17 protein-coding genes are annotated in these 24,744 nt (G+C 43.5%); 4 read left to right on the forward strand and 13 right to left on the reverse strand.

The features are described from left to right. The first annotated feature begins 72 nt into the window (after positions 1–72). Positions 73–1,485, forward strand: coding sequence for an alpha/beta hydrolase family protein (locus tag QVC79_RS09765; protein WP_270593059.1), 1,413 nt, complete (start codon positions 73–75; stop codon positions 1,483–1,485). Positions 1,486–1,944: 459 nt separating this feature from the next. Here the strand turns inward: QVC79_RS09765 and QVC79_RS09770 are convergent, their stop codons facing one another. The 7 genes from QVC79_RS09770 to QVC79_RS09800 form a co-directional block, all read right to left on the reverse strand. Further along, positions 1,945–3,924 carry a TlpA family protein disulfide reductase gene (locus QVC79_RS09770; RefSeq protein WP_270593058.1) on the reverse strand — a complete coding sequence of 660 codons (1,980 nt, stop codon included), beginning with the start codon at positions 3,922–3,924 and terminating at the stop codon, positions 1,945–1,947. A gap of 86 nt (positions 3,925–4,010) precedes the next feature. Continuing rightward, complete coding sequence (locus tag QVC79_RS09775) at positions 4,011–5,444, reverse strand: RagB/SusD family nutrient uptake outer membrane protein (RefSeq protein ID WP_270593056.1); 1,434 nt, start codon at positions 5,442–5,444, stop codon at positions 4,011–4,013. Positions 5,445–5,456: 12 nt separating this feature from the next. Then, positions 5,457–9,053 carry a SusC/RagA family TonB-linked outer membrane protein gene (locus tag QVC79_RS09780; RefSeq protein WP_270593054.1) on the reverse strand — a complete coding sequence of 1,199 codons (3,597 nt, stop codon included), beginning with the start codon at positions 9,051–9,053 and terminating at the stop codon, positions 5,457–5,459. A 62-nt stretch (positions 9,054–9,115) separates the two neighbouring features. Then, the gene (locus QVC79_RS09785) at positions 9,116–10,282 is read right to left on the reverse strand and encodes a FecR family protein (RefSeq protein ID WP_124317202.1); all 1,167 of its coding nucleotides are present in this window, start codon (positions 10,280–10,282) and stop codon (positions 9,116–9,118) included. Between the two features lie 73 nt (positions 10,283–10,355). Further along, positions 10,356–10,919, reverse strand: coding sequence for an RNA polymerase sigma factor (locus QVC79_RS09790; protein ID WP_124317201.1), 564 nt, complete (start codon positions 10,917–10,919; stop codon positions 10,356–10,358). Positions 10,920–10,982: 63 nt separating this feature from the next. After that, positions 10,983–13,166 (reverse strand): RelA/SpoT family protein, encoded by a 2,184-nt coding sequence (locus QVC79_RS09795; protein ID WP_270593051.1) that lies wholly within the window; start codon positions 13,164–13,166, stop codon positions 10,983–10,985. 231 nt (positions 13,167–13,397) lie between these two features. After that, on the reverse strand, positions 13,398–15,176 hold the full coding sequence (locus QVC79_RS09800; RefSeq protein WP_270593049.1) for an amino acid ABC transporter substrate-binding protein: 1,779 nt from the start codon (positions 15,174–15,176) through the stop codon (positions 13,398–13,400). Between the two features lie 163 nt (positions 15,177–15,339). Between QVC79_RS09800 and QVC79_RS09805 the strand changes: the two genes are divergently transcribed. Both QVC79_RS09805 and QVC79_RS09810 read left to right on the forward strand, forming a co-directional pair. Beyond that, on the forward strand, positions 15,340–16,164 hold the full coding sequence (locus QVC79_RS09805) for a PASTA domain-containing protein (RefSeq protein WP_270593047.1): 825 nt from the start codon (positions 15,340–15,342) through the stop codon (positions 16,162–16,164). Continuing rightward, positions 16,161–17,237 (forward strand): RluA family pseudouridine synthase, encoded by a 1,077-nt coding sequence (locus tag QVC79_RS09810; protein ID WP_270593045.1) that lies wholly within the window; start codon positions 16,161–16,163, stop codon positions 17,235–17,237. Before QVC79_RS09805 ends, QVC79_RS09810 begins: the two co-directional genes overlap by 4 nt. A gap of 1 nt (position 17,238) precedes the next feature. Here the strand turns inward: QVC79_RS09810 and QVC79_RS09815 are convergent, their stop codons facing one another. The 5 genes from QVC79_RS09815 to QVC79_RS09835 form a co-directional block, all read right to left on the reverse strand. Then, positions 17,239–18,537 (reverse strand): NCS2 family permease, encoded by a 1,299-nt coding sequence (locus QVC79_RS09815; protein WP_270593044.1) that lies wholly within the window; start codon positions 18,535–18,537, stop codon positions 17,239–17,241. 27 nt (positions 18,538–18,564) lie between these two features. Continuing rightward, positions 18,565–19,665 carry a redox-regulated ATPase YchF gene (gene ychF / locus QVC79_RS09820; RefSeq protein WP_087422353.1) on the reverse strand — a complete coding sequence of 367 codons (1,101 nt, stop codon included), beginning with the start codon at positions 19,663–19,665 and terminating at the stop codon, positions 18,565–18,567. A gap of 291 nt (positions 19,666–19,956) precedes the next feature. Then, positions 19,957–21,108, reverse strand: a complete 1,152-nt coding sequence (gene araJ, locus QVC79_RS09825) for an MFS transporter AraJ (protein WP_124317208.1) — start codon at positions 21,106–21,108, stop codon at positions 19,957–19,959. 84 nt (positions 21,109–21,192) lie between these two features. Next, positions 21,193–21,825 (reverse strand): DUF5715 family protein, encoded by a 633-nt coding sequence (locus QVC79_RS09830; protein WP_270593042.1) that lies wholly within the window; start codon positions 21,823–21,825, stop codon positions 21,193–21,195. A 6-nt stretch (positions 21,826–21,831) separates the two neighbouring features. Next, positions 21,832–22,731, reverse strand: a complete 900-nt coding sequence (locus QVC79_RS09835) for a cation diffusion facilitator family transporter (protein ID WP_124317206.1) — start codon at positions 22,729–22,731, stop codon at positions 21,832–21,834. 116 nt (positions 22,732–22,847) lie between these two features. Between QVC79_RS09835 and mscL the strand changes: the two genes are divergently transcribed. Continuing rightward, positions 22,848–23,276 carry a large-conductance mechanosensitive channel protein MscL gene (gene mscL, locus QVC79_RS09840; protein ID WP_087422357.1) on the forward strand — a complete coding sequence of 143 codons (429 nt, stop codon included), beginning with the start codon at positions 22,848–22,850 and terminating at the stop codon, positions 23,274–23,276. 65 nt (positions 23,277–23,341) lie between these two features. Here mscL and pyk read toward each other — a convergent pair whose 3' ends face one another. Further along, complete coding sequence (gene pyk / locus QVC79_RS09845; protein ID WP_124316371.1) at positions 23,342–24,742, reverse strand: pyruvate kinase; 1,401 nt, start codon at positions 24,740–24,742, stop codon at positions 23,342–23,344. Between the last annotated feature and the right edge of the window lie 2 nt (positions 24,743–24,744).

Consider the following 24,744-nt stretch of genomic DNA (forward strand, 5'->3'; position numbering starts at 1 on the left):
TAAGAAATTCGAAAATAAGTGACACTTTTCAGGCGGTTGGATGTTTTGAGGGAAAACTAAAATTAAAACTGTATGTTACACCTTAAAACAATCGCACTGTTATCTTCCGTCACGCTAATCGGATGCACCTCTTCGCCTCATGCTTGGCAAGGACAATCCGGTAGTAAACGAGTTTTCATCGAGTTAGAGACCACACCAGAAGGAACATCTCAAGCCTTCCTGTCACTTCCTGAACAATGGATTGACAAAGCAAAAGCCGACACGCTCGTACTTTCAGACGAAAGTATCCTTGCCATCTTCAACCGGGAGAACATCCGCTTTGAAGGTTCCTTCCATTCCGGCAAAGACTCCATTCAAGCCGAAGTAACCACCTACGGGAAGACTCGGGAATTCGCTCTCGGTAAAGTCGATAGCCTCCAACCGGTCTATTTTGCACAAAACCCACGCCCACCTTATCCTTATCGTTCCGAAGAAGTCACCTACGTGTCATGTGATTCGATACAAGTTGCAGGCACGCTAACGATCCCACAAGGTAAAGGCCCTTTTCCGGCTGCCATTATTATATCCGGAACCGGGAAACAAGACCGGGACGGAACCTTTTCCGGCCACAAGCCCTTTTTCAAAATAGCGGACTACCTCACCCGACAAGGCTTTATCGTACTACGAGCCGATGACCGGGGAACCGGAAAAACCAACGGGATATACGAGGAGGCCACGACGAGCGATTTTGCACGGGATGCCCAAGCCGGAATCAATTACTTGAAACAACGCCCGGAAACAGACACCAAGCACATCGGGGTCATCGGACATAGCGAAGGCGGACAAGTGGCACTCATGCTGGGAGCTGACTCCCCGGACGTGTCATTTGTTATTTCTCTGGCAGGTGTGGGTGTTGATGGCTTACAAATATTGAAATTACAAAATGACGCAATCTTGCGTACGACCCCCGGAATGACCCCGGAACGGGTGGATCAGTTTATGAGCCTTTTCAACACGCTATTCGACAAAGTACACTCCGTCCCCTTGGAACAACCCTTAGACATACCCTTACGACAAGTCTTCGACCAATGGGTAGCCCAACAAGATGAGGCCACACTGAAAGCTGTCAATTTTAATGACGGGAGAGACGAAATGTTTTTCAGTCGTTACCTGCATCAGGCACAAGGACGTTGGTACAGGGAGATGATCAATTATGATCCGGAAAATTATATCCCCCGCATCCGTAAACCCGTGCTGGCATTAAACGGGGACAAAGACATCATGGTTCCCGCCAAAGAAAACTTGGAATCCATCAAGCAATTACTGGATAAAGGCGGAAACACACAATACAAGATCGTGGAACTCCCCGGCCTGAACCACATGTTCCAGCGCTGTAAAGAGTGTACCCGGGAAGAAATTCCCGATCTGGAAGACGTGTTTTCAGAAGAAGCCCTGCAAATCATGGGGGATTGGTTACAAGAAAATGTACAAAAAGACCGAAAATAAAATAATCAGACCATAGACAGAATAAAATGGGCTGTCCAAAAAGTCATTTTTCAAACTCCCTCCCGGCTTCGCCGTACTCCCTCTATAAACAGAGGGAGAGCTGAAATACTTACAGTCGACAGCTTATTCTCTGTTTATAGAGGAGAAGGCACGTGACGGAGGAGTTTTTTGAAATAAAATGACTTTTTGGACAGCTCCTTTTCAATTACAAGGGTTTAAATCCCCAGAAGATCTGAATATCAGTAAAAACAAAAGAAACAAAAAACATACCTCCCAAAAACAAAGAGGACATGAACTCGGCTTTATCTCAGCTTTAACTCGGCTATATCTCGTCTGTAAGCCATTAACAGGGTATTATCAGAGTTTGAAAACGGTTAGATTAAGGACATAAAATTAGGATTTAGACAGGGATTCATTCACCCTGTTCTAAATCCTAACCCATCGAATGAATCTTGCCGATTATTCCGCTTTCAACATCTCTATCATAAGGTTCATTTCCTCTGCCAAAGCCGAAGGACTTCCCATATAACCGTTAATGCTCCAACGCAATTTTCCGTTCCCGTCAATAATCATTTTATGAGGAATACCAGAGAACTTAAATGCCTTTGAATAAGTATCATAAACAGCCGATTGCTTTTTCGTTTTCGGGTTCACGTTATCACAAAGTACCTTCAACGTGTAGTTATGCTCCTTCATGAATTTCCGAATCTGTTCTTTAAAATCAGCCGCCGTCTCCATCGTGGAAATAAAGAAAAACACCACGTTCGGATCATTCTTGTATTTATTTACAGCCATCTGCATTCCCGGCAAAGAGGCTTTACAAGGAGAGCACCAAGTAGCCCAGAAATCCAACACGATAATTTTCCCCTTCATCTTTGAAAGATCAACCTTTTTACCATCCAGATCTTCCATGGCAAAAAGCTCAATATCCTTGTTAATCATCGTCTCCTGCAAATGTTTTTGCAATTCTTGTTGTTTCTCTTGTGATTTCAACGAACTGACATAAGCCTCAAAATCTTTATCGTTTTTATGTTGTTTCACGTAATCTTTCCGCAAGATTTCCAACATTTCGGGAGTAACCGCATCTTCCCGTACACTAGCCACGATCGTGGGAATTACCATCGATTGATAGCCATTCTTCTCCAATAAATGAACATATTGATTGTTATATTCTGCCGATTTAAAATTATATTTCCCTTTAATTTCTTCCATCAACTCCAGTGCCTCGGCAGAAGAACCGGTAGCATCCAACACGAACGCATGTTTCAGAATCATATCTTTCCCCCTCGTGATCAGATAATCTTTCCACTCCCGTTCAGAATATACTCGATCTGCACCTACTTGAGGACGAGTCATCACCTCGTTATAAATAGCTTTGGCAAAAGGTAACACCTGTTCCGGTGTTCTCTGATTCGTGTTTAACGGTACTTGTACCATGTGCCAGTAGAAAGTCAGTAAATAAAGATGAGGAACATCGTGAATATATTTATACAACAAACTATAATCATTCTTCTTGATAATTGGTTGATAAACTACCGCTTGAAAGATCTTACCCAGATACATTGATGACGTTTCCGTTTCTATATCTTGAAACTTTTCCGTCGGGAAACGTTTCAGAAAAGCATCTAATTCAGGAGCTTTCGCATCAGCATCCATAATTCTGAAGATTCGCCAGATCTCTTGATCCCTAGCCAAAATCCCATTCGGGTAATCTTTCAAAATCCGAGCTTCCACTGCCGCCGCTTTCGTACTGTCTTTCACGATATTCTTAGCGACTTCAAGTGCCTTCAACAACGTCTCTTCATCCGCATCCGGTAAGTTCAGTATAAAATCCACGTCACCCAACATCTGTTCGTGTTTCTCTCCCGGCATCATTTTATTCAACAATTTTGCCGCATAGTAGAACACATATTTCCTAGCTTCGGGATCTTTCAAAAGCTGTTGGTTCAGCCAAAAACGCATAACTTCATCATCAATATACGCATCCTCTTCACAATACCCCGGTAAAGACTCCAACGTCTTGTTCCGCAACATTCCCCACGCCATGTAAGCCGTCGGTAAATTCTGCCTGTTCTTGTTAAAGGTCATTGTCGTGTAAGTAGAACGTCCCCCTGTATCCTTTTTGTCCCCCGCATAAAATTTACATGATACCAACGCACAATTTTCAGGCACTCGACAGGTTGCTTCCCATGCCGTATCATTCTTCACCAATTTCAAATCCTCTGCCCTCCAACGCAAATTCTCCCAGTAATAAACCGTTCCGTAGACCGTTTCTTCGTCAGCCAGAGTCGTCAACGAATTGTCATACGTGAACTTCACATCCTGACCGGCAACCGGCACCAATGGAATGATGTGAAAAGGTCTGCGATCCTGCGCATTAGCCACACAAGAAAATAACAGAAGTACAATGATACTTCCTAACAACGTGATTTTTTTCATACAATACGATTTATTAATTTATAAAGCTTGTAAGGTTCACAAAGTTTATAAAGTACCTTATAACTTTATGAACCTTACGAACTCTTTTATTTTATTTGTCCGATCTCCGGATTTTCTTCCAAATATTTTTCTCCCATCGGGAAAGTATATCGCACGGCTCCGGGTTCTAATGTATAAGTCGTTCCCTTGAATACCCGAGTTACCGTCTGTGTCGGAAAATCCGGATCATTTGCCAAACGACGTTGATCCATCCAACGTAAACCATGACACGTTAATTCTCTACGACGCTCCTGTAATACATTTCCTAAAGCCTCTTTAGCTGTCGCTGCACTCAACGAATAGTCCTCGCCTGCAACGTAACGATACTCTCTCAATTTATTCACGATATTCATGGATTCCGTCGTGTTTCCCTCGCGAGCCCAACATTCTGCCTCAATTAGCATCATTTCTGGAACACAAGGTCCCATGTTACGTCCCTCGTTCTTTTTCCAGTCATAAGGATAATAATTGTCCTTAAAATACACCCGACCGGAATAAGTCATTCCTAAATCATCTATCATGGAACGAGTAAAATAAAAATAACGCAAATCTTTTTCCTGATCAAAAGTATTCAATAGATTATCACTTAACACAAGGCCAGCCGTGGAATATGACTCCATGGAGAATGTAGTTACGGGCATTTTAGCAAAAATAACTTCCTTATCTTTCAATGTTTCCACGTAATTTTTCCTTCTCTCACTTTCCTCTGTACTCGCCAGATCAACATAGTCATTCAGGTTTTCCAACGTATTCTTCAATTTAAGCGCCTCTTGAGCGTTCTTTTTCGCCTCCGTGTAATTACCCATCAACAGGTAGGCTCTTGCTCGCAACGCATAAATAGCACATTTACCCGGATAGAAATTAAATTCTGCCACATCGGGCAAATATTCGAAAGCATCATCCAAATCTTTAAAAATCTGCTCGTACACTTTTTCGACAGATGCACGTGGCAGAGATCCTTCTACACGAGGGGTAGTTAACAAGGGGACTCCTTGATCCGTGGATGCCGTTGCAGCATTATACGGAACACCATACACGTTCACTAACGTCAAATACGCCTCGGCTCTATGTACAAGTGCCTCAGCCCGAATTTCCAATTTTTCCTCGTTTGTCCCGTTCTTACTATCCATCACCTCATCAATCACCACGTTACAATTATAGATAACCTGGTACACTTTATTCATCTCATCATCATTTTCAGACTGGCTATAAATTTCGTCAGCCCAAGTATATACCGGGATAAATTTATTCGTTTCATAGATCGCCTCTTGTTGAGCTGGATCAGAAATATCAATATCATCCGATGCCACATCATGGTAAGAAAGCGTCCAACGGTAATTTTCCGTGTTATTCATCAGGTAACGGTAATTTTCCGTCTCCTCCGGAACCAATGATCCTTTAGTCTTGACATCCACCCAATCGGAACAAGCGGAGAAACAACAGGAAAGTCCTATAATTATACTAAATATTTTCTTGTTCATATCTATCACGTTTTAGAAATTAAGATTTAACGAGAAGTTATAAGAGGGTGTCGGCGCCATCCGCAAATCTCTCGTGTTCGGAATAAAATCAGGATCTATACCGACATTATTCTTTTTCCAGATCAAACCCAAGTTTGTTGCAGTAAACCCGATATTAGCACTACCAAGCATGATTTTATTTATCCATTTAGACGGGAGTTCATAAGTCAATGATATTTCTTTCAAACGGATATGATCTCCTTTTTGGACATGAATATCAGCACCTCTATACCGTTGAAAACTATTGTTATCCGTTCCCAAACGGGGTACATCGGTTTTAGCCTCATCACCTGCCTCTCTCCAACGTTTTGCCATATCTTCATTAATTTCATAATTAGCTCCACCGTATCTACTTGCAGGCTGTTGTGAAATCGTCGGTTTCTGGAAAATATACCCTAACTTATAGGTGATCCCCACGTAAAGAGACAATCCTTTATAAGTGAACGTATTAAAAAATCCACCAAAGTACTTCGGTGTCAATGTTCCCATATACACCAAATCATCATTCGTAATATTTTCCGTAGATTTTATGATTTCTCCATCTGCATTATACACCAAAGCATCTCCTTTTTCATCCAAACCGGCCCAGCGAGTAGCCCAGAAGTTATTCATATTATATCCCTCTAACATACGGCCACTTCCCGCACCATTAGCTGCAAAACTGGAATACAATTCATAAGGAGAAGATTTTACTTCATTCGTGTTATAAGAGAAGGTTAAGCTAGCCCTATAATTAAAATCGCTTTTCTGCACAATCGTTCCGTTCAAAGCTATATCCACACCTTTTCCATCCACTTTAGCCGCATTCCGAGTAAGTGTGAACAGCCTGGAAGCGTTCGCTCCAAATATCGGGTTTATCGTGTACTCTGCGAACAAATCTCTCGAATACTTGCGATATATCTCGATAGAACCGGAAAGACGGTGATTCAATACTGCAAAATCCAACCCGAAATTCAACACGCCTGTTTTTTCCCAGCGAATAGATGGGTTCGCTGCAGAAGTGATACTGGATGAAGGCAATTGGGTAAATCCATCATTACTCGTGGATAACGATATGTTCGTGAAAGGATACTGACTTTGATCTATATTCCCGTTATACCCATAAGTCATTCTAAATGTCAATTGATTCAACCATCCGACATTATTCGTGATAAAATCCTCTCGACCAATATGCCATGAAAATCCGGTTGACCACATCGGAGTTGCCCGGTATTTTCGATCGACACCGAAATTATTGTAATCATCATAACGCACACTTCCCGACAACACGTATTTATTCATCAAGGTATAAGACAGGTTTCCATAATAAGACAGGAATCGCCGTTGATAATCAGTTTCCGGACTAGCATCTGTCAAGTAACTATTATATCCCCAAATATTTATATAAGGATTCGGCAACTGGCTACCGCTACCGGCAATTAATGTCTTCTCGTTATAACCATAATACCTAGCCCCATTCGCCCAATCTCTTGTTTCACGAATCTCCATACCTGCTAATGCCGTAATCTGATGGATTTCATCAATAATTCCATCATAATTAATCTGCCCACGAATACTGTAATTCTGGGAATTACCATTGTTCACCTTCAAGATACCTCCCCATGGAAGATTATTCGTTAACGTACCCGTGTTTGCATCATAAGTCGTGGCTAAGTTATAAAGATCTCTGGCCTCGAACGTATTCTCGTTAGCAAAAGTACGATTCTTGGTATTCTTCCTTTCAAACATGAATTGCCCGTCTAATGACAACCCTTTTACTCCCGGAATTGGAATATTCAATCCCACAGTCATCGCGAAAGTCTGCTCTTTACGGGTCTCATCTTTGTTATCCAGTTCATCCAAATAATTATACTTCCAATTTTTATATCCCAATGCTTCTTTTTCCGTTACAAAGTCTTCATTGTACGTCTTATAGTAATCTACTCGATTACCATTCTCATCTACAAATTGGTTATATGGTAATAATATTAGACCTCCGGATGCCTGCATCATGGAAAGTCCTAAAGCATTATTTTTAATATTAAAGAATGAGGCCCTCAATCCTGTGGTCAAGGTAGCCCAATTCAATATTTTAAAATTCATATTGGAAGTCAACGTGAAACGATCACCTTCTTCCCCTTTCATGTTAGATCTCTCGTTTGCATAAGATGCAGAAAGGAAGTAAGACATCTGGTCAGATGCTCCACTAAAAGATAAATTGTACTGCTGTGAAAAAGAGGGTTGTAATAAATACTTTTTCACGTCACGATAGGCCTCCCGACTGGCCAGTTCATTCAATACGGCATCCGCATCAGCTTGATTAATAAGCCCTTCCTTCGCGTCCAAAATCAATTTGGCTGCTTGTGAAATCGGAGCTCCTGCCGAATACGCTGAATTCACGGGTCTCGTGATATACCCCTTCTCCACCATTTCCTTCTCGTAATCAATCATTTCCGCAGAATTCATAATTGGTAATGTATTAAAGCGAGGAGAACCGGAAGTCGCTACATTCATTCCGAAATTTACGGTTGTTCCTCCTTTACCTTTTTTCCCTTTCTTTGTCTCAATAACAATCACGCCATTCGCTGCACGTACGCCCCAAATAGAGGCAGCTGCGGCATCTTTCAAGAAAGTAATTGATTCAACGTCGTTGGGATTTATATTCTTCATTTCCATATCCGTTGGGAAGCCATCTACAACAAGTAGTGGTCTTGTTGTGTTCAAAAGAGAACTTTTCCCTCGAATATTCATGGAAATATTAGTTTGTTCATCCACGTAACCATCGGAACGATCAGAACCATATAAAAAAGTCATATCCGAATTCTTGACATCCACGTAAACCCCCGGAACAACACCTTCCAAACGATTCATGATATTCGGACTAGGACGTTTTTCCAATTCTTTAGCTGTAACCACGCTAAATGAACCGGTGGCACGCTCTTTCGGCAGACGAGTGTAACCTGTTGAAACAACGACAACCTCATCCAATGCCTCCGTGGCCTCCTTCATTTTGATGTTTAAAGGGGAATCGCTATTAATTGCCACGGTTTGCATCTCGAAACCGACCATCGAGAAAAGCAAAGAATCACCCCGTGAACAAATCGCCGTGAACTTTCCTTCCACGTCTGACACGAATCCTAGCGTGGTTCCTTTGATAATAATATTCACTCCCGGAAGAGGCAGACCTTGTTGATCCGTGATCTTACCTGCCACCGTAAGTTTATTCTCTTGCTGTTGGTTAGTTGATTTCACTGGACTAACGACCACAGTGTTATCCACGATCGAGAAAGTAAGTCCTGAATTTTTTAAACAATACTCTAGCACGGCCTTTACATCCGCATTCGTGAAATCAGGATTCAATCCCGTAATATTACCTACTTTTGCATCATTATACAAAAAAGTCAACTCCGTTTGCTTTTGAATTTCTTTAGCAACTTGGATAAATGAACTATTCTTCATCTTCACAGTGACATTCTGAGCCACAGCCGTGAATGACGAAAACAATAATAAAACGATCGTCATTCTCATCATTAATCGGTTCTTTATTAACCATAAACCTCCCGGAAGAGACTTATTGCGGTTCTTCTTCATAATGTAATTAATTAATTTAGTTTGTTTTACACACTTGCCTTCCCTCGTGGCCATCGAGGGTTTCACTCTGTAGTTATATATACATCATTTCCATGTAATTCAAATCGCACATCTCCCGTCATCTGTAACATTTTCATTACTTGGGAGAAATCACCATATCGCTTCATATTTCCCGACAGAGAAATTCGTTTCGCCCCCTCATCCTTAAATATCACTCGAATATCGTACCATCGTTCCAATGTTCTCATTATATCTTCCAACGGTTGTTGTTCAAACACGAAACGCCCGTCTTTCCAACTCGTAAAACTCTTTACTTCAACCTCCCTCTTTACCATCTCTCCCGACAAAGCGTTCACTTCCGCCTGTTCTCCCGGTTTCAACAGCATTGAACTACCGGGGCTGTATATTCTCACGGAACCTTCTGCAAGAGTAGCTTGCGACTGTTTCTCTTCCGGATAGGCCCGGATATTAAAGGAAGTTCCCAACACCGTTACCGACGAACTCATAAACTGTACAGTAAAAGGTTTCTTCGCATCCTTCGCAACTTCAAAATAAGCCTCTCCTTGCACGAAAACCCGCCGTTCCTTTGCCCCGAAGGCTACCGGATACTGGATAGAAGTTTCCGAGTTCAACCACACCCTTGTTCCATCTGAAAGTGTCAAACAAAACTCTCCCCCGCGAGGGATTTCCAATTTATTATAAACGATCGATTCACTTTCTCCACCACTAGCGTATGTTACCCCAGACCCCGAAGCATTAATTTGTGTCCCATCCGTTATAATCGTACTATCCGCAGCCTCCTTGCCTAAAGGAATCATTTGTCCGTTCGCCAGTGTCAACACGGCTTTACTCGTCCCCGGAAGGATATTTGTTGCCAAAGAAGGACGTAACGTTTGTTCTTCATCTCGATTCAACCCGACATAAAGAACAAGTGCAATTATAAACGGTAACGCAACAGCAGCTACCCGAACCACGTTTATCAGAAATTTTCTTTTACGACGTTGTTGGTATTTCCTTTGCAAGAAACGCCCGTAGGCCACCCGGTAATCATACGTTTCCAACTTCTCCATCCCAACCGTGTAAAAATCTTCTGAAATCATTCGTTGAAAAGCACGTTCATTCTCTCCAGAAACCTTTCGCCAATCAGATAATTGTCTTTCCTCTGATTCTGAAAGTTGCCCTTTCAAACTCTTCTGAATAATTCGTGCTATTTCAAATGCTTCTTTCATCTTGATTTCTTTTACGACTTAAAAACAATCAAGTATAAAAAAAGTGTCACTTGAATGACACTTTCTTGTAAATTTAACAATTCGACAGGAATAAAAGGATAACCGTTATATCTCCTAACCGACTCTTCAACAATTGTTTTCCACGCTTTTTATGTGACTTTACCGAATCTATGGAGAGATTCAGTTTCTCCGCAATTTCCGCATTATCGAAACCTTCCATCACCAGTTGGAACACTTGCCCCGTCTGTTCCGGTAAATCCTGAATAGCCTCTGACAACAAGGCCAGTAACTCCTGCTCCACGATCTGGTTAAAAAAGAATGTCGTTGTTTCCCGTTCCTTCAAGAAAGACATATACTCCTGCTCGATCCGAGCATGTTTTAAATAATTCAGACATTGATTCTTGGTGACCAGGTACAAATAAGATTTCAAGGCCACCACGACATCAAAAGTCGGTTTATCCGTGTATAATTTGAAAAATATCTCCTGTACAATATCTTCCGCCACGTCCGGGTCATTCACGAAATTAGTGGCAAATGCACAGAGTGAGGCATAATACTTTTCAAACAGGACTTTAAAAGCCCGGTCATCCCCAACTCTTAATCCCTGTAACCATTTTACCTCATCCTGTTCCGACATATTACAATCACGTGTTAACCCATCATTTAGAACTATACAAATATATGAAAAATCAACATAAAACTACTCTTTCACAGAATCATGACGATATACCCGCATGACACCCTGTATACGTTTCAACCGGGAAATCAGTTGTGACAAATGTTCCGTATCACTAACCAACACGGTGATTTGTCCGTCAAATAATCCCTCACTCGAATTAATGGACAATCCCCGTAACGTGATCTTCGGGTCCTTCGCTATCACCTCGGTAATCTTGGTCACCATTCCTGCATCTTCACGTCCCACGATACTCAACACCGTCTGGTAAGAAGTTGCCCCGGCATTCGTCCAAGCCGCCTGCACGATTCGGTACGGGTAGCGACGCTGCAAATCAAGAGCATTCTTACACTGGGTTCGGTGAATCTTGATCCCCTCACCAATAGAAACGAATCCCAGAATATCATCTCCGAATACTGGGTTACAGCAACGGGCGAACTTGTACACCACGTTATCCACGTTCCGGTCGATCAACAACACGTCTTCACTAATCGGGCGGGATGGGGTAACCTGCACCTCTTCTCTTGGGGTAGTAACCGTACGTTCCTCCTCTTTCGGGCGAGTAATGAACTCCTTGATCTCCGCCATATCCAACTTTTCCTCGGCAATCGCCTGGTAAAGATCAATAGCAAACTTGTATTTATAATGTTGTTGCAAACGATGAATCACCTCGTCCGTCAACTCTAACTTCCAATTCTTAAACCGTCGAGCCAACATTTCCTTACCCAGCGTGGCCTGAGCCCGAGAATCTTCGGTGAGAAACTGACGAATCTTGTTACGAGCTTTCGAAGTCGTGGCAATATTCAGCCAGTCGGCATTCGGCTGTTGATTATTCGAAGTTAGGATGGATACCTGATCCCCGTTCTTCAACACATAGCGCAAGGTCTCGTTACGTTGGTTTACCTTTCCTCCTACACAACGGGATCCCACGTCCGTGTGGATAGCATAAGCAAAGTCAAGTAACGTCGCACCCGCCGGTAAAGTCTTCAAATCACCCGCCGGGGTAAACACGTGTACCTCCTTATCTTGCAGGTTAATTTTAATATCGTCCAGCATATCCACGGCTCCGACTTCCGAACTCTCCAATATCTCGCGTAATTCAGTCAGCCACTCCTCTATAGCCTTATCCGCCGTTCCCCCCTTGTACTTCCAGTGAGCCGCAAATCCTTTTTCTGCAATCTCATCCATCCGTTCCGTACGAATCTGCACTTCCACCCATCGGTTATTAGGTCCGAGAACGGTGGTCTGCAATGATTCATAACCATTGGATTTAGGCACTGAAATCCAATCCCGCAATCGCTGCGGGTTAGGCGTGTACTTGTCGGCAACGATCGAATATGCCCTCCAGCAATCGGCCTTCTCTTCCGGCCCCCTGCTATCCAGTATAAAACGAACCGCGAATATGTCATAGATTTCCTCGAACTCCACCTGTTTCTTCCGCATCTTGTTCAAGATCGAAGCAATCGTCTTGGTACGCCATTTCACCTTGAATTTAATTCCCCGGTTATTGAATTCTTCCACGATAGGGGCAATAAACTCGTTGATATATTTTTCACGGGCCTCCCGTGTTCCTTCCAGCTTTAAAGAAATCTCCTTGTACACCTCAGGCTCCCCGTAACGCAAAGCGAGGTCCTCCATCTCCGATTTGATATTATACAAACCTAAACGATGGGCAAAAGGAATGTAGATATAACTGGTTTCCCGGGCTAACTCCCGTTGTTGTTCCGGAAGTAAAGTCTCGGCGTGTCGTAAATCATACAATTTTTCCGCCAGAAAAATCAACTGCACCCGTACATCTTCAGCAAAACTCAGTAGTAATTTCCGGAAATTTTCGGAATCCACCACCCGGTGAGTAGCGTAGATATGGCTTATATCCCGTAAACCGGCTAATATCTGAGCCACCTTTTCTCCAAATGCCGTTTTTATCTGTTCCAATTTCAACGTTCCGGACTCTATTGCCCGGTGCAACATCAAACAAATAATAGAAGTCCTCCCTAACCCGATCTCGGAAGTGATAATTAATCCGGTATCCAGCAAACGATGAATATCTTTCTCGGTAACCGCTCGTAAATTTGCCTCGCTGCTTATTGCCGTGTCGAAAGCTTTTCGCACGAGACGAATATCCTCGGTTGAAATCAAGTTCTTACATGACTTTAATAAAGATCTATATTTTTGTTGTACAGTAATGTATGTCGTAGTTTCTGCCATAACAGGTTAATTTAGTAAATTTCAATTCCTATTAATCATATCAAAAAAAATGCCGTACTCCCCGATTTTCATTCTATTCAAGATGTAATAACAACTAATTATGCAGGACAACGACAATATCCAACCAAAGGTTACCCGCAAACCCCTAAAATTGATTTATTTCAAACTACACAGGATAAAACCGTATCATTACAGTCGTTTTTTTATGCTATCACCGTGAAAGAATCTGAATTATTTGACTATCGGTTTCACGATAATTTCGAAATTCCGACCATAGTTAATCAAGTATAATCCCCGATTCTCCAAGCCTCCCAATCCACTCACGGGATGGAACCGGAAACGGGTAAATGCCCCGCTTATATCCTTTTCCCGCAACACGTTCAAGGTGTTTCCACGTTCCATGTCGACCAAGGGGATAAAGCACATAACAATGTCAAACGCCCGGTTCACCACATTATTTGGCTCCGAATAAAAATAATCCCGGTGTTTCGCGGAAAACTCTTTAGCCACATCACCTTGATAATCCACGTAACTATTCGCCATCATCTTCACGTTCAATTTAAACAACACTTCCTCGTCGATAGAAGTAAATTTCAACCAATCGGGGAAACCAATTACCGTGATCCGGAATTGATCTGCCAGTGCAGACAACACGGGCAACGTCCGACTGGCTGCCGCCTCATTTATAGTTGGAAACAAGATCATATTTTCCACTCCCGGCCTCATGATCTTGCGTAATGAATCCAAATGCATTTGAGGACGCCATTGACAAATCGTCATACCTTCCATCCCGTTCGCCTGTAAGCGAGTCCGTACCAGATCAGTCAAACGACTCTCTTCCCCGGTACGCCCCCCTCCATCCGGAATGATATTTATTAGATGAGCCTGCGTATCGTTCGCAACAATCCAGTCCGCCATCTCTTCTACCAGAGAAACCGTAGAGGTATTCAACTGCACGAAATTCGGGAAACGGACTAAATCTCCTCCCCGTGAAGAAAGTGGGAAAATCATCGGAATTGTCCGGTTTCCTAGCTGTTCGGCAACCGCCTTATACGTGTTCGCATACACGGGACCAATAATCAAATCCGGAGATAACAAATTCAATTCCCCTACTAAACGTTGCACGGTATTGGGATCACGTTCCGTGTCATAAACATGCAAATCGATCGTGTATCCCAGCCGTTTCAAACTATCCACGGCCATCAATACCCCCTGATAAAATTGCAGGAAAGGTTCCGTGCGAGAAGATAAACGCCAACGCTCGTTCCGTATATTCACACCCAGCGTGTCCACCGGAATTTCCTCCTCAGATAAGGGCAACTTGTTTTCCTTCACGTACAAAGGCAACATAAGAGCAACTTTCACGTGGCGTTGTTCATGAGCAACTTCGGGAATAATAAACACGGTATCACCCACAACCTGCTGCACCATTCCTTCCAATGAATCGCGGGCAGGCGGGAAAGTATTCGGATGACTTTCCTCGTGTTTTTCCATCTCTTCACGCCGAGCTTGTTGAACCTCTTTCGCCTGACGTTTTTCCCAGCGTAATTCAGCCTCCAACACGGTCCGATCAATCTGCCTTAATGCCAATTTCACGACAGCGCCTTCCGCGATCGGTCGGCTCACGTCGTACTCCGGATTATCTTTCAGAATTCGTTTCATCTTGATATTAAACTTCCGGGAAAGAGAATATAGCGTCTCTTTCGGTTTCATCCGGTGATAATAAAACTTATCATCAATAGATTTAAAAGGTTCGATCACAGGTATTCTCAACACGTCCCCGATCGAAAGAGTATTATCTTTCTTATCATTCAAAGCCTTCACTTCATCCACGGAGGCACCGTAAGCCTTACATATGGAAAAAAGCGTTTCCTTGGCTTTCACCGTATGGAGATAATAGGACTTTCCCTGATACACGATTTTCTCTGTCGATTTCTCTATCTTGATTTCCTGCGCCCCGACATAACCCGTCAAACCCAGCAACAGGAATACTAAAATGAATCTTACCATCTTTATCACTTCTTATTTTCAAAGCAAAAATAGTAAAATAGTAGTGATAATTGAAAAATCTCTGCTATTTTTGCAAAGTTAAGGTATTTCAATACCAACACTGCCCGTGTTCAGTAGTGATGAACACGGCAAATTTTATAAATTTACAAACGTTATATACTCTATGGGTTTCTTTAAAAAAGGACATATCATCGTGTTATTGATCAACATAGCCGTAGCCTGCATCGTATTGTTCCTGATCGGGTATATCGTGTTGAATCGATTGGAGAAATACACGAATCATGGTTACTATATTACTGTTCCCGAACTCCGGGGACTCACTCCCGACGAGGCGGAACCTTTCGCCAAAGAGAAGAATTTGCAAATCCTTGTCATCGATTCTATCTATGACAACAATGCCAAACCGGGAACTATCGTGGAACAATTCCCGTCACCGAATGCTCACGTGAAGAACAACCGGGCCATTCAACTGACCATCAACGCCAATGCCCCGGAAAAAATCATTTTCCCGAACCTCCGCAACGTGGCCTTCCGTCAATCCTTGCAACGATTGAAGAACTTGGGACTCAACGTTGGAAGAATCGAATACGTTCCTTCCAACTTCAAAAACCTAGTACTTGATTTCAAATACGAGGGAAACATCATCGAACCCAATAGTTTGATACAAAAAGGGGAAACGGTGGATATTGTACTCGGGAACGGGAACACGTCCAATGACCAAGTAGCCATCCCATCGTTAGTGGGAAAAACACTGGCAGAGGCAAAAGCCATGCTATTGCGGGCATTCTTAAACGTGGGTGAAATCCTACCCGACAACACGGTCAAAACCGAGACGGACCAATCCACGGCAATTATATACCAGCAAGAACCTGAATTCGAAGAGAACATGACAATGAAGATGGGGGGAGACATCACGCTTTACCTCACGAAAGATAAAGAAAAAATAATGGCACTGGACTCCCTGTCCATTGAGGAACAACAACCATGATAGAAGAAGAAGTAGAAGATTTAGAAGAACTGGGGGAGGACGAACCGGAACAAGAGCAAGAAATGTATGAACATTTCCGTCTGGAAGTTGATCCCGGCCAAAATTTACTGCGCATCGATCGGTTTCTGGTCGATCGGTTACCCAACGTATCCCGCACGAAAATACAGGAAGCTGCAGAGGCCCAATGTGTACAGGTCAATAATAAACCGGTAAAATCCAATTACCGGGTAAAACCCAAAGACATCGTCACCTTAATGCTCCCCCACCCGAAACGGGAAATACGGGTCATACCGGAAGATATACCTTTAAACATCGTGTACGAGGACGACTACCTGCTGGTCATTAACAAAGAACCGGGTATGGTGGTACATCCCTCCTACGGGCATTACACGGGAACTCTCGTAAACGCTTTGGCATGGCACTTGAGAGGGAATCCGTTATTCAAAGAAAACGATCCCCGCCCCGGACTGGTCCACCGGATAGACAAGGACACTTCCGGCCTGCTGGTCATTGCCAAAACGGAAGAAGCTAAAACCAAATTGTCTTCCCAATTTTTTCATAAAACCTCCAGTCGGAAATACGTGGCCGTATGCTGGGGGAACTTGGAAAATGACAACGGAACGATTATTGGTAACATCGGAAGGAGTATCTCTAACCGGAAAATCATGGGTGTATTCCCGGAAGGTAGCGACTACGGTAAACACGCAGTGACTCACTATCACGTGCTGGAACGTTTGGGCTACGTGAATGTTGTGGAATGTGTGCTGGAAACCGGACGTACCCACCAAATCCGGGCTCATTTCAAATCAATCAGACATCCGCTATTCAATGATCCGGAATACGGTGGTAATGAAATACTGAAAGGCACCACTTTCACGAAGTATAAACAATTCGTGCAAAATTGTTTCGCCCTCTGCCCCCGACAAGCATTACATGCTAAAACCCTTGGTTTTGAACACCCGGGAACAGGCGAATGGATGGACTTCAATTCCGAAATACCACAGGACATTCAACAGCTCATTGAAAAATGGCGAGGCTACGTGGCAAAACGGGAACTGGAAGATATTGAATAACCTAGACAAACACGTATTTCAAAATACACAATATCGAGAGTATATACATCATGAGATTTAACTCTCGATATTTACCCGCAAACAATTTAAGCAACACGTAAGTCAACAGTCCCAACACGATACCCTCGGCAATCGAGTAAGTCAACGGCATCATAATAATAGTCACGAAAGCAGGAAAAGCCTCGGTCATATCATCAAAACGTATTTTCTTCACCGCATCAAACATAAAACTCCCCACGATCACCAATACCCCTGCTGTAGCGATGCCCGGAACCAACAAAAAGAACGGGGCAAAGAACAGAGCGACAATGAACAATCCGCTAACAACAGCGGCTGTCAAACCGGAACGCCCTCCCTCGGCAATACCTGCAGTACTTTCAGCGTAAGTCGTGGTGGTTGACGTTCCGAGTAAAGCCCCAAACGTTGTTCCCACGGCATCCGCCATCATCGCAGGTTTCAACTTCGGGATACTCCCATCAGGTTTCACCATTCCCACTTTATTTGCCGTACCGACCAATGTTCCTAAAGTATCAAAAATATCCATGAACACGAGTGAGAAAATCGCGATCAACATATTCGGGGACAACAAAGAATGAAAATCCAGCTTGAAAAAGACCGGCTCCAGAGAATGAGGCATCGATACTAAAGAAAAGCCTTCCGGTATCCGGGTAATCCCCAAAGGAATACTTAATAACGTGACCGCCACGATCGCATAGAAAAGAGCTCCTTTCACTTTCCGTGCAACCAACACTCCCCCAATAATAATTCCTCCCACGGCCAACAACGTCGATGGAGTAAACTCGCCTAAAGAAACAAATGTTGCAGGATTAGCCACGATCAACCCGGCCTTCTGTAATCCCAAAAAAGCAATAAACAAACCAATTCCAACGGATATAGCGTGTCTCAACGTTTCGGGAATAGCATTCACGATCAACTCCCGTATATTAAACACGGTCAACAGGATAAACACTAGTCCCTCGATAAAAACGGCTGCCAAGGCACTCTCCCAAGAATATCCCATACCCTGCACTAACGTAAAGGCAAAAAAAGCGTTCAACCCCATACCCGGAGCCAAGGCAAAAGGTAATTTCGCCAAAATAGCCATCACCAACGTGGCCAAAGATGCAGCCAAGGCTGTAGCCGTGAACACGGCCCCCCGATCCATCGATGCCGCCGAAAGAATATCCGGATTCACGGCAAGAATATACGACATCGTTAAAAAAGTAGTGACCCCAGCCATGATCTCGGTCCTCACCTTCATCACGCTGGGATCAAATCCAAAAAGTTTTTTTAATATCATCTTTACCCAGGATAAAACTATGCCTCATTACACGTTAAAACGGAAGTTCATCATATCCCCATCCTGCACCACGTACTCTTTTCCTTCCACCGACATCTTCCCGGCTTCCTTGCATTTTGCCTCGGATCCCAAGGCTATAAAATCCTCGTATTTGATCACTTCCGCACGAATAAACCCTTTCTCGAAATCCGTGTGGATAATCCCGGCAGTCTGTGGGGCTTTCATCCCGTTCTTGAAGGTCCACGCCCTCACCTCCTTCGGGCCTGCCGTGAAATAAGTACGCAAGTTCAATAACTTGTAAGCCGTACGAATCAATTTATTCACACCAGCCTCCTCCAGTCCCAGATCCTGCAAGAATAACTGTTTCTCCTCGTACGTGTCCAACTCGGCAATATCCGCCTCGATAGCGGCACCGATCACCAATACTTCTGCCCCCTCGTCCTTCACGGCTTCCCGCACGGCATCCACGTATTTATTTCCCGTCACAACAGACGCCTCATCCACGTTACAAACGTACAAAATAGGTTTATTCGTCAGCAACATCAACTCTTTCGCAGCCTCCTGCTGTAAATCGTTCAATTGCACGGAACGAGCGGATTTTCCCTGCACCAACGCATCTTTATATAAATGCAACACCTCGACCAGACGTTTCGCCTTTGCATCCCCTCCGGTCTGTGCCTTCTTCTCCTCTTTTGCCAAACGACTTTCTACCGTTTCCAAGTCTTTCAACTGCAACTCTGTATCAATCGTCTCCTTGTCCCGGATCGGATCAACATTACCATCCACGTGTACGATATTATTATCATCAAAACAACGTAACACATGAATAATAGCATCTGTTTCCCGAATATTAGACAAAAATTTATTTCCTAAACCTTCACCTTTACTGGCACCTTTCACTAACCCTGCAATATCCACAATCTCCACCACGGCTGGCACCACATTTTGAGGTTGTACCAACTCCACCAATTTATTCAGTCGCTCGTCCGGCACAGTAATCACCCCCACGTTCGGTTCGATCGTGCAAAAAGGGAAATTTGCCGATTGCGCCTTCGCATTACTCAAACAATTAAATAACGTCGATTTCCCCACGTTTGGTAAACCGACTATTCCACATTGTAAACCCATTATATTTTTGTCATTTTAATTATTACCTAACCTGCCAGCACGCCACTCTCGTGGAATGCATTTTTTTCGGCCGACAAAGATAATGATTCTTTTTAATAATACATACTCCGCTGTCTCTTATGTGTTTCACCTGTATCTCACCCGTAACTCTTCGATAAGTATTCGATAAGTTACCGATGCGGGAGGTTAACTTTTCCCAAACTTTACCTTCAGATACAATCCGGACATCAACGAGACACCAGAGAGATGGTGGTACAAGCCAGATTGATCCTATTACCGGACTATATCAGATCAAATCGTACGACGTTCATATTTTCGGAAAAAAGTTACCAACAAAAGACACCCGACAAATGCAAAAGGCGCACCTACTAATGCTGGGTAAGAGTAACTCATTCCAGCTTGCAAAGGTAATCCCCCAACATAAGCACCGATCGCATTTCCCAAATTAAATGCCACCTGTACACTAGCCGCACCCAACATCTCCCCTCCTTTTGAATAACGAATCAGCAACACCTGCTGTGGACTCGAAACTGCAAACAGGCCGGCTGTACACAAACACATCAACCCCACTGCCAACCAAGATATATGAGCGAAGAAAAAAATAAAAAGCAATGCAACACAGATCATTCCTTGTGCAAAAGCAGCCACTCGTCCCGGGGAAAACCGATCGGACAAACGTCCCCCGGCCAGATTTCCCACCACCATTCCAAAACCGGCAAGCACCATAAGGAACGTGGTCATACGAGCCGGGAATCCGGCAATATTCGTTAGTAAGGGAGTCACGTAGCTATACCAAGCAAAGGTTCCCCCATTACCCAACAACGTTGCCCCAAGAATCAACCAAGGTGCCGGAGATTTCAAAAAACAGAACTGCCCCCTCAAACCGGTATCCGGCAAATTTTCTACCCGTGGCACCCAACGCCACATATAATAAAGAATGATAACGCCCCAACACCCAACGAGCAAGAAAGTCAAACGCCATGAAATCGAGGCACTTAAAGCCGTCCCCAGCGGTACACCGAACAAATTAGCGATCGTCATTCCCGCAATCATGATAGATACCGCCTCTGACCCTCTCCCCTTATCCGCTAACTTCTCGGCGACAATAGATGCCACCCCGAAATAAGCCCCGTGCGGTAATCCCGAAATGAAACGGGCCACAAGCATCACCCAGTAATTAGGAGCTAAAGCTGCACAAATATTTCCCAACATCATTACTCCCACCAAAAACATCAAGATATACTTTAACTGATACCTGCGTGCCAAGATCAACATGGGAGCCCCAATACAAACTCCCAAAGCATAGGCCGAAATCAAATGACCGGCTGTAGCGATACTGATTCCTAAGTCACGAGCCACATCAGGCAATATTCCCATCATCACAAACTCGGCTATTCCAAGACCAAGTGTACCAAAAGCTAAAGCAATAAGACTCTTCTTCATACACGTTTTTCTTTATCGCCGCAAAAATAAAAAAATAAAGAATAACGTGATACAGAATAAAGTATAAACAATCTTACGATTATGTTATCTCGCTGTAATATGAAAACAACCTTGCTTAAACTCGTAACGAACGTAACATTTCTTTTGCAAACGCAAATCCTGCAACACGTCGGCTAACACACTTTTCAACTTTTCCTCCGGGGAGTCTTTACGCCCGTCTTTTTTGAAACGCGTATATGCCACGTCAAAAGTAGTCCCGTACACGTGAGCGGAATTGGCACTGGCATTTCCATTACTCTTCCGCAATTTCTTCACGCTGGACCCCGTTCGTAACACACTTGTCACGATAATACTATGGGAAGGCAGGCCTTTCTGATACAGGGAGTCTTTAAAATTCCGGGCAATATCAGCCAATAAATCACAGGCCTCCGGTACAAGATAAGGCTCAGAATGTGTTAATTTATCCACCTGAAACAATTTGCAGGATTTAATCTCTTTTAAATTCCGGTCAGCCTTACCCAAATCCTCCGAGGATTTCAATGGAGTAATTCCCAATCGCTTGGCGGATGACAGATGCCTGTCATTTAAATCATTAAAAGTTCTCTGGTAATTTTTAAAATAAACAAAAGGCTTTTTACTCTTTTCTTTTTCCTTACAAGCCCCGACCAATATCAACAACACGCACGCTATCGTGTAATACCACACCGTTCTTCTCATCTATATCTATTCACTTTTCACAGGTTCCACATGCACGGCCACGTGAGTACGTGATCCGTATTTAGCCCTCAAACGATCCTCAATCCCGGTAGCAACCACATGAGCTTCCCGGACGGTCATCTCTGGCTGCAAACGGATATGTATCTCTATCGCAAAATCATTCCCGATCCGACGGGTTCTCAAATTATGAGGGTCTTTTATTTGCGAGTCTTCATTTATTATCGTGATGATCTCCTTTTCGATCTCTTCCGGCAAAGATCGTTCCAATAAATCATTCAAACAAGGGATCAAAAGTTGAATAGATACTTTCACAATAAAAACACTCACTACAACGGCTGCAATCGGGTCAAGTACCCGCCAGTCTTTCCCCAGAAAAATCGCCCCGGCAATCCCCAAAGCTGTACCGATAGACGAGAATGCATCCGAACGATGATGCCAAGCATTCGCCACGACAGCTTGGCTTTGCACCTTACGCCCAACGATAACCGAATAACGGTACAGGATTTCTTTCACCACGATCGAAACAAGAGCCGCAACCAAAGCTATTAAATCGGGACTACCCAATTCTTCTCCCCGATAAAAAGCAAGTATCTGATTCAACCCGTTCCAGAAAATCCCTGTTCCAACCATTAACAAAACGATACCGATAATTGCCGTTGCCAGCGTTTCATATTTTCCATGCCCGTAATCATGCCCCGCATCCTTCGGTTTAGCAGAAACTTTCACGAAAACCAGCACGATAATATCCGTCACGAAATCTGACAAAGAATGTACGGCATCCGCAATCATGGCACTACTTTGTCCAAATATTCCCGCCACGAACTTAAACACTAACAAAAAGAAATTAGCAATTGAACCAACAATTGTAACCCTATATATTTGCTTTTCCCGACTTTCCTTTTCCATTGACAATAGTTAAACGCTTACAAAGTTACGAGAATTAATGTAATTTTGCCGCAGAAATTTAGAACATTTTAAATGTTTAAACGTTCAAACACTTAAATTATAAAACGAATCAGAACATGAAACTCTTAGATGAATTTAAAGCTTTTGCCCTGAAAGGGAATGTGGTAGATATGGCTGTCGGTATCATTATCGGTGGTGCATTCGGAAAAATCGTATCATCATTGGTTAGTGACATCATCATGCCCCCTATCGGAATGCTTATTGGTGGCATGAATTTTTCCAATTTACACATCGTGTTACAAAAAGCCCACATGAACGAGGCTACGGGAAAAATGGTCGAAGCCGTCACCCTCAACTATGGTAACTTTATTCAAACAACGATCGACTTTTTGATCATTGCATTCTCAATCTTTATCGCCATAAAATTCATGAATAAATTGAGAACGAAAAAAGAAGAAACCCCGGCTCCGGCAGCTCCTCCCGCCCCGTCGAAAGAAGAAGTACTATTGACTGAAATCCGGGACATCTTGAAAGACAAACATTGATAAAGTTTTAGATTTTAAATTTGAGATTGAATTCTCAAATTTAAAATCTAAAATTTAAAATTAACCTAGCGGATTTCCCCAATCTTACATACCTCAATAAACGAGGCTCCTTTACCATGCCCGAAACTTCCCCCGACAACCACCACGTAGTCATCAGCCTTAATACCATTCTGCATCAACATTTCCGGCAGATCATTCATAAACTCATCCCGGGACATCGGTTTTTCAGTATAATAGGGATACACCCCGAACGAGAGAGCCAATTCTCGCATAACCCGTTCATTATAGCACCGGGCGTAAACAGGCAAGTCACTCCGGAAAGCCGACAGATAACGGGCTGTACGTCCGGAAAGCGTGTCGACCACAATCGCCTTAATCGGTAACATCAATGCAGTTTTCACTGCCGAACGAGCCAACGCTGCCGTAATCTCGTTATTTATACGAACCAGACTTCTCCCCGCATCCGGCGGAACCGTTCCCTCGTTCTCCTCTGCCACCTCACGCATCACGGTTACCGCCTCCTCGGGATATGCCCCGTAAGCCGTTTCCCCGCTTAACATGATCGCATCCGTACCCATGTAAACGGCATTCGCAATATCACTAATTTCCGCACGAGTCGGCCTAGGATGCTCAATCATCGTGTGTAACATCTGCGTGGCAATAATCACGGGCTTCTTACTCTCAATACATTTTTTAACAATATATCGTTGAATCTTAGGGATTTTCTCCGCCTCGATCTCGATCCCTAAATCTCCGCGGGCAACCATCACCCCGTAAGCGTAATCCAGAATCTCGTCAATATTATCCACACCCTCTTGATTCTCGATCTTGGCAATGACCTTGATCTTACTTCCCCGAGCATCCAGAATAGCCTGTATCGCCATAACATCCTCTTTATTACGCACGAAGGAGTGAGCTATAAAATCCAGATTATTATCTATTGCAAAATCAATAAACGCCCGGTCCTTATCACTCAAAGATTTCAATTTCAAGGAAGCTCCCGGCACATTCACGCTCTTACGATTCTTGATAACAGCCTCGTTTGTCACCATCATTTCCAAATAATGATCCTTTTTCTCCACAACGACTAGCTCTACATCCCCATCGTCCACCAGCACCTTGTCACCCACTTTTATATCTTCTGCAAAATAAGGATAGGACACGTGAATTAATTTCCCTTCCATCTTCAGATCCGGGTCACCTGTCAGGTAAATCGTTTCTCCCCGGTCCACGTGCATCGGTTCATCCATAAGCATTGTTCTCACCTCCGGCCCTTTCGTGTCGATCAAGATGGCGATATTATCCGAAACTTTCCGAACATTCTCCACCACCTTCAATGCCTGCTCCATATCCTGATGAGCTGTATTCAACCGTACCACGTTCATCCCGGCACGATATAACTTCTCTAAAAACTCTACCTCACATCTTTTGTCAGATATGGTAGCCACAATCTTAGTCTTCTTCATAT

It is taken from the genome of Butyricimonas sp. (assembly GCF_019423355.1).
Taxonomy (GTDB): domain Bacteria; phylum Bacteroidota; class Bacteroidia; order Bacteroidales; family Marinifilaceae; genus Butyricimonas; species Butyricimonas faecihominis.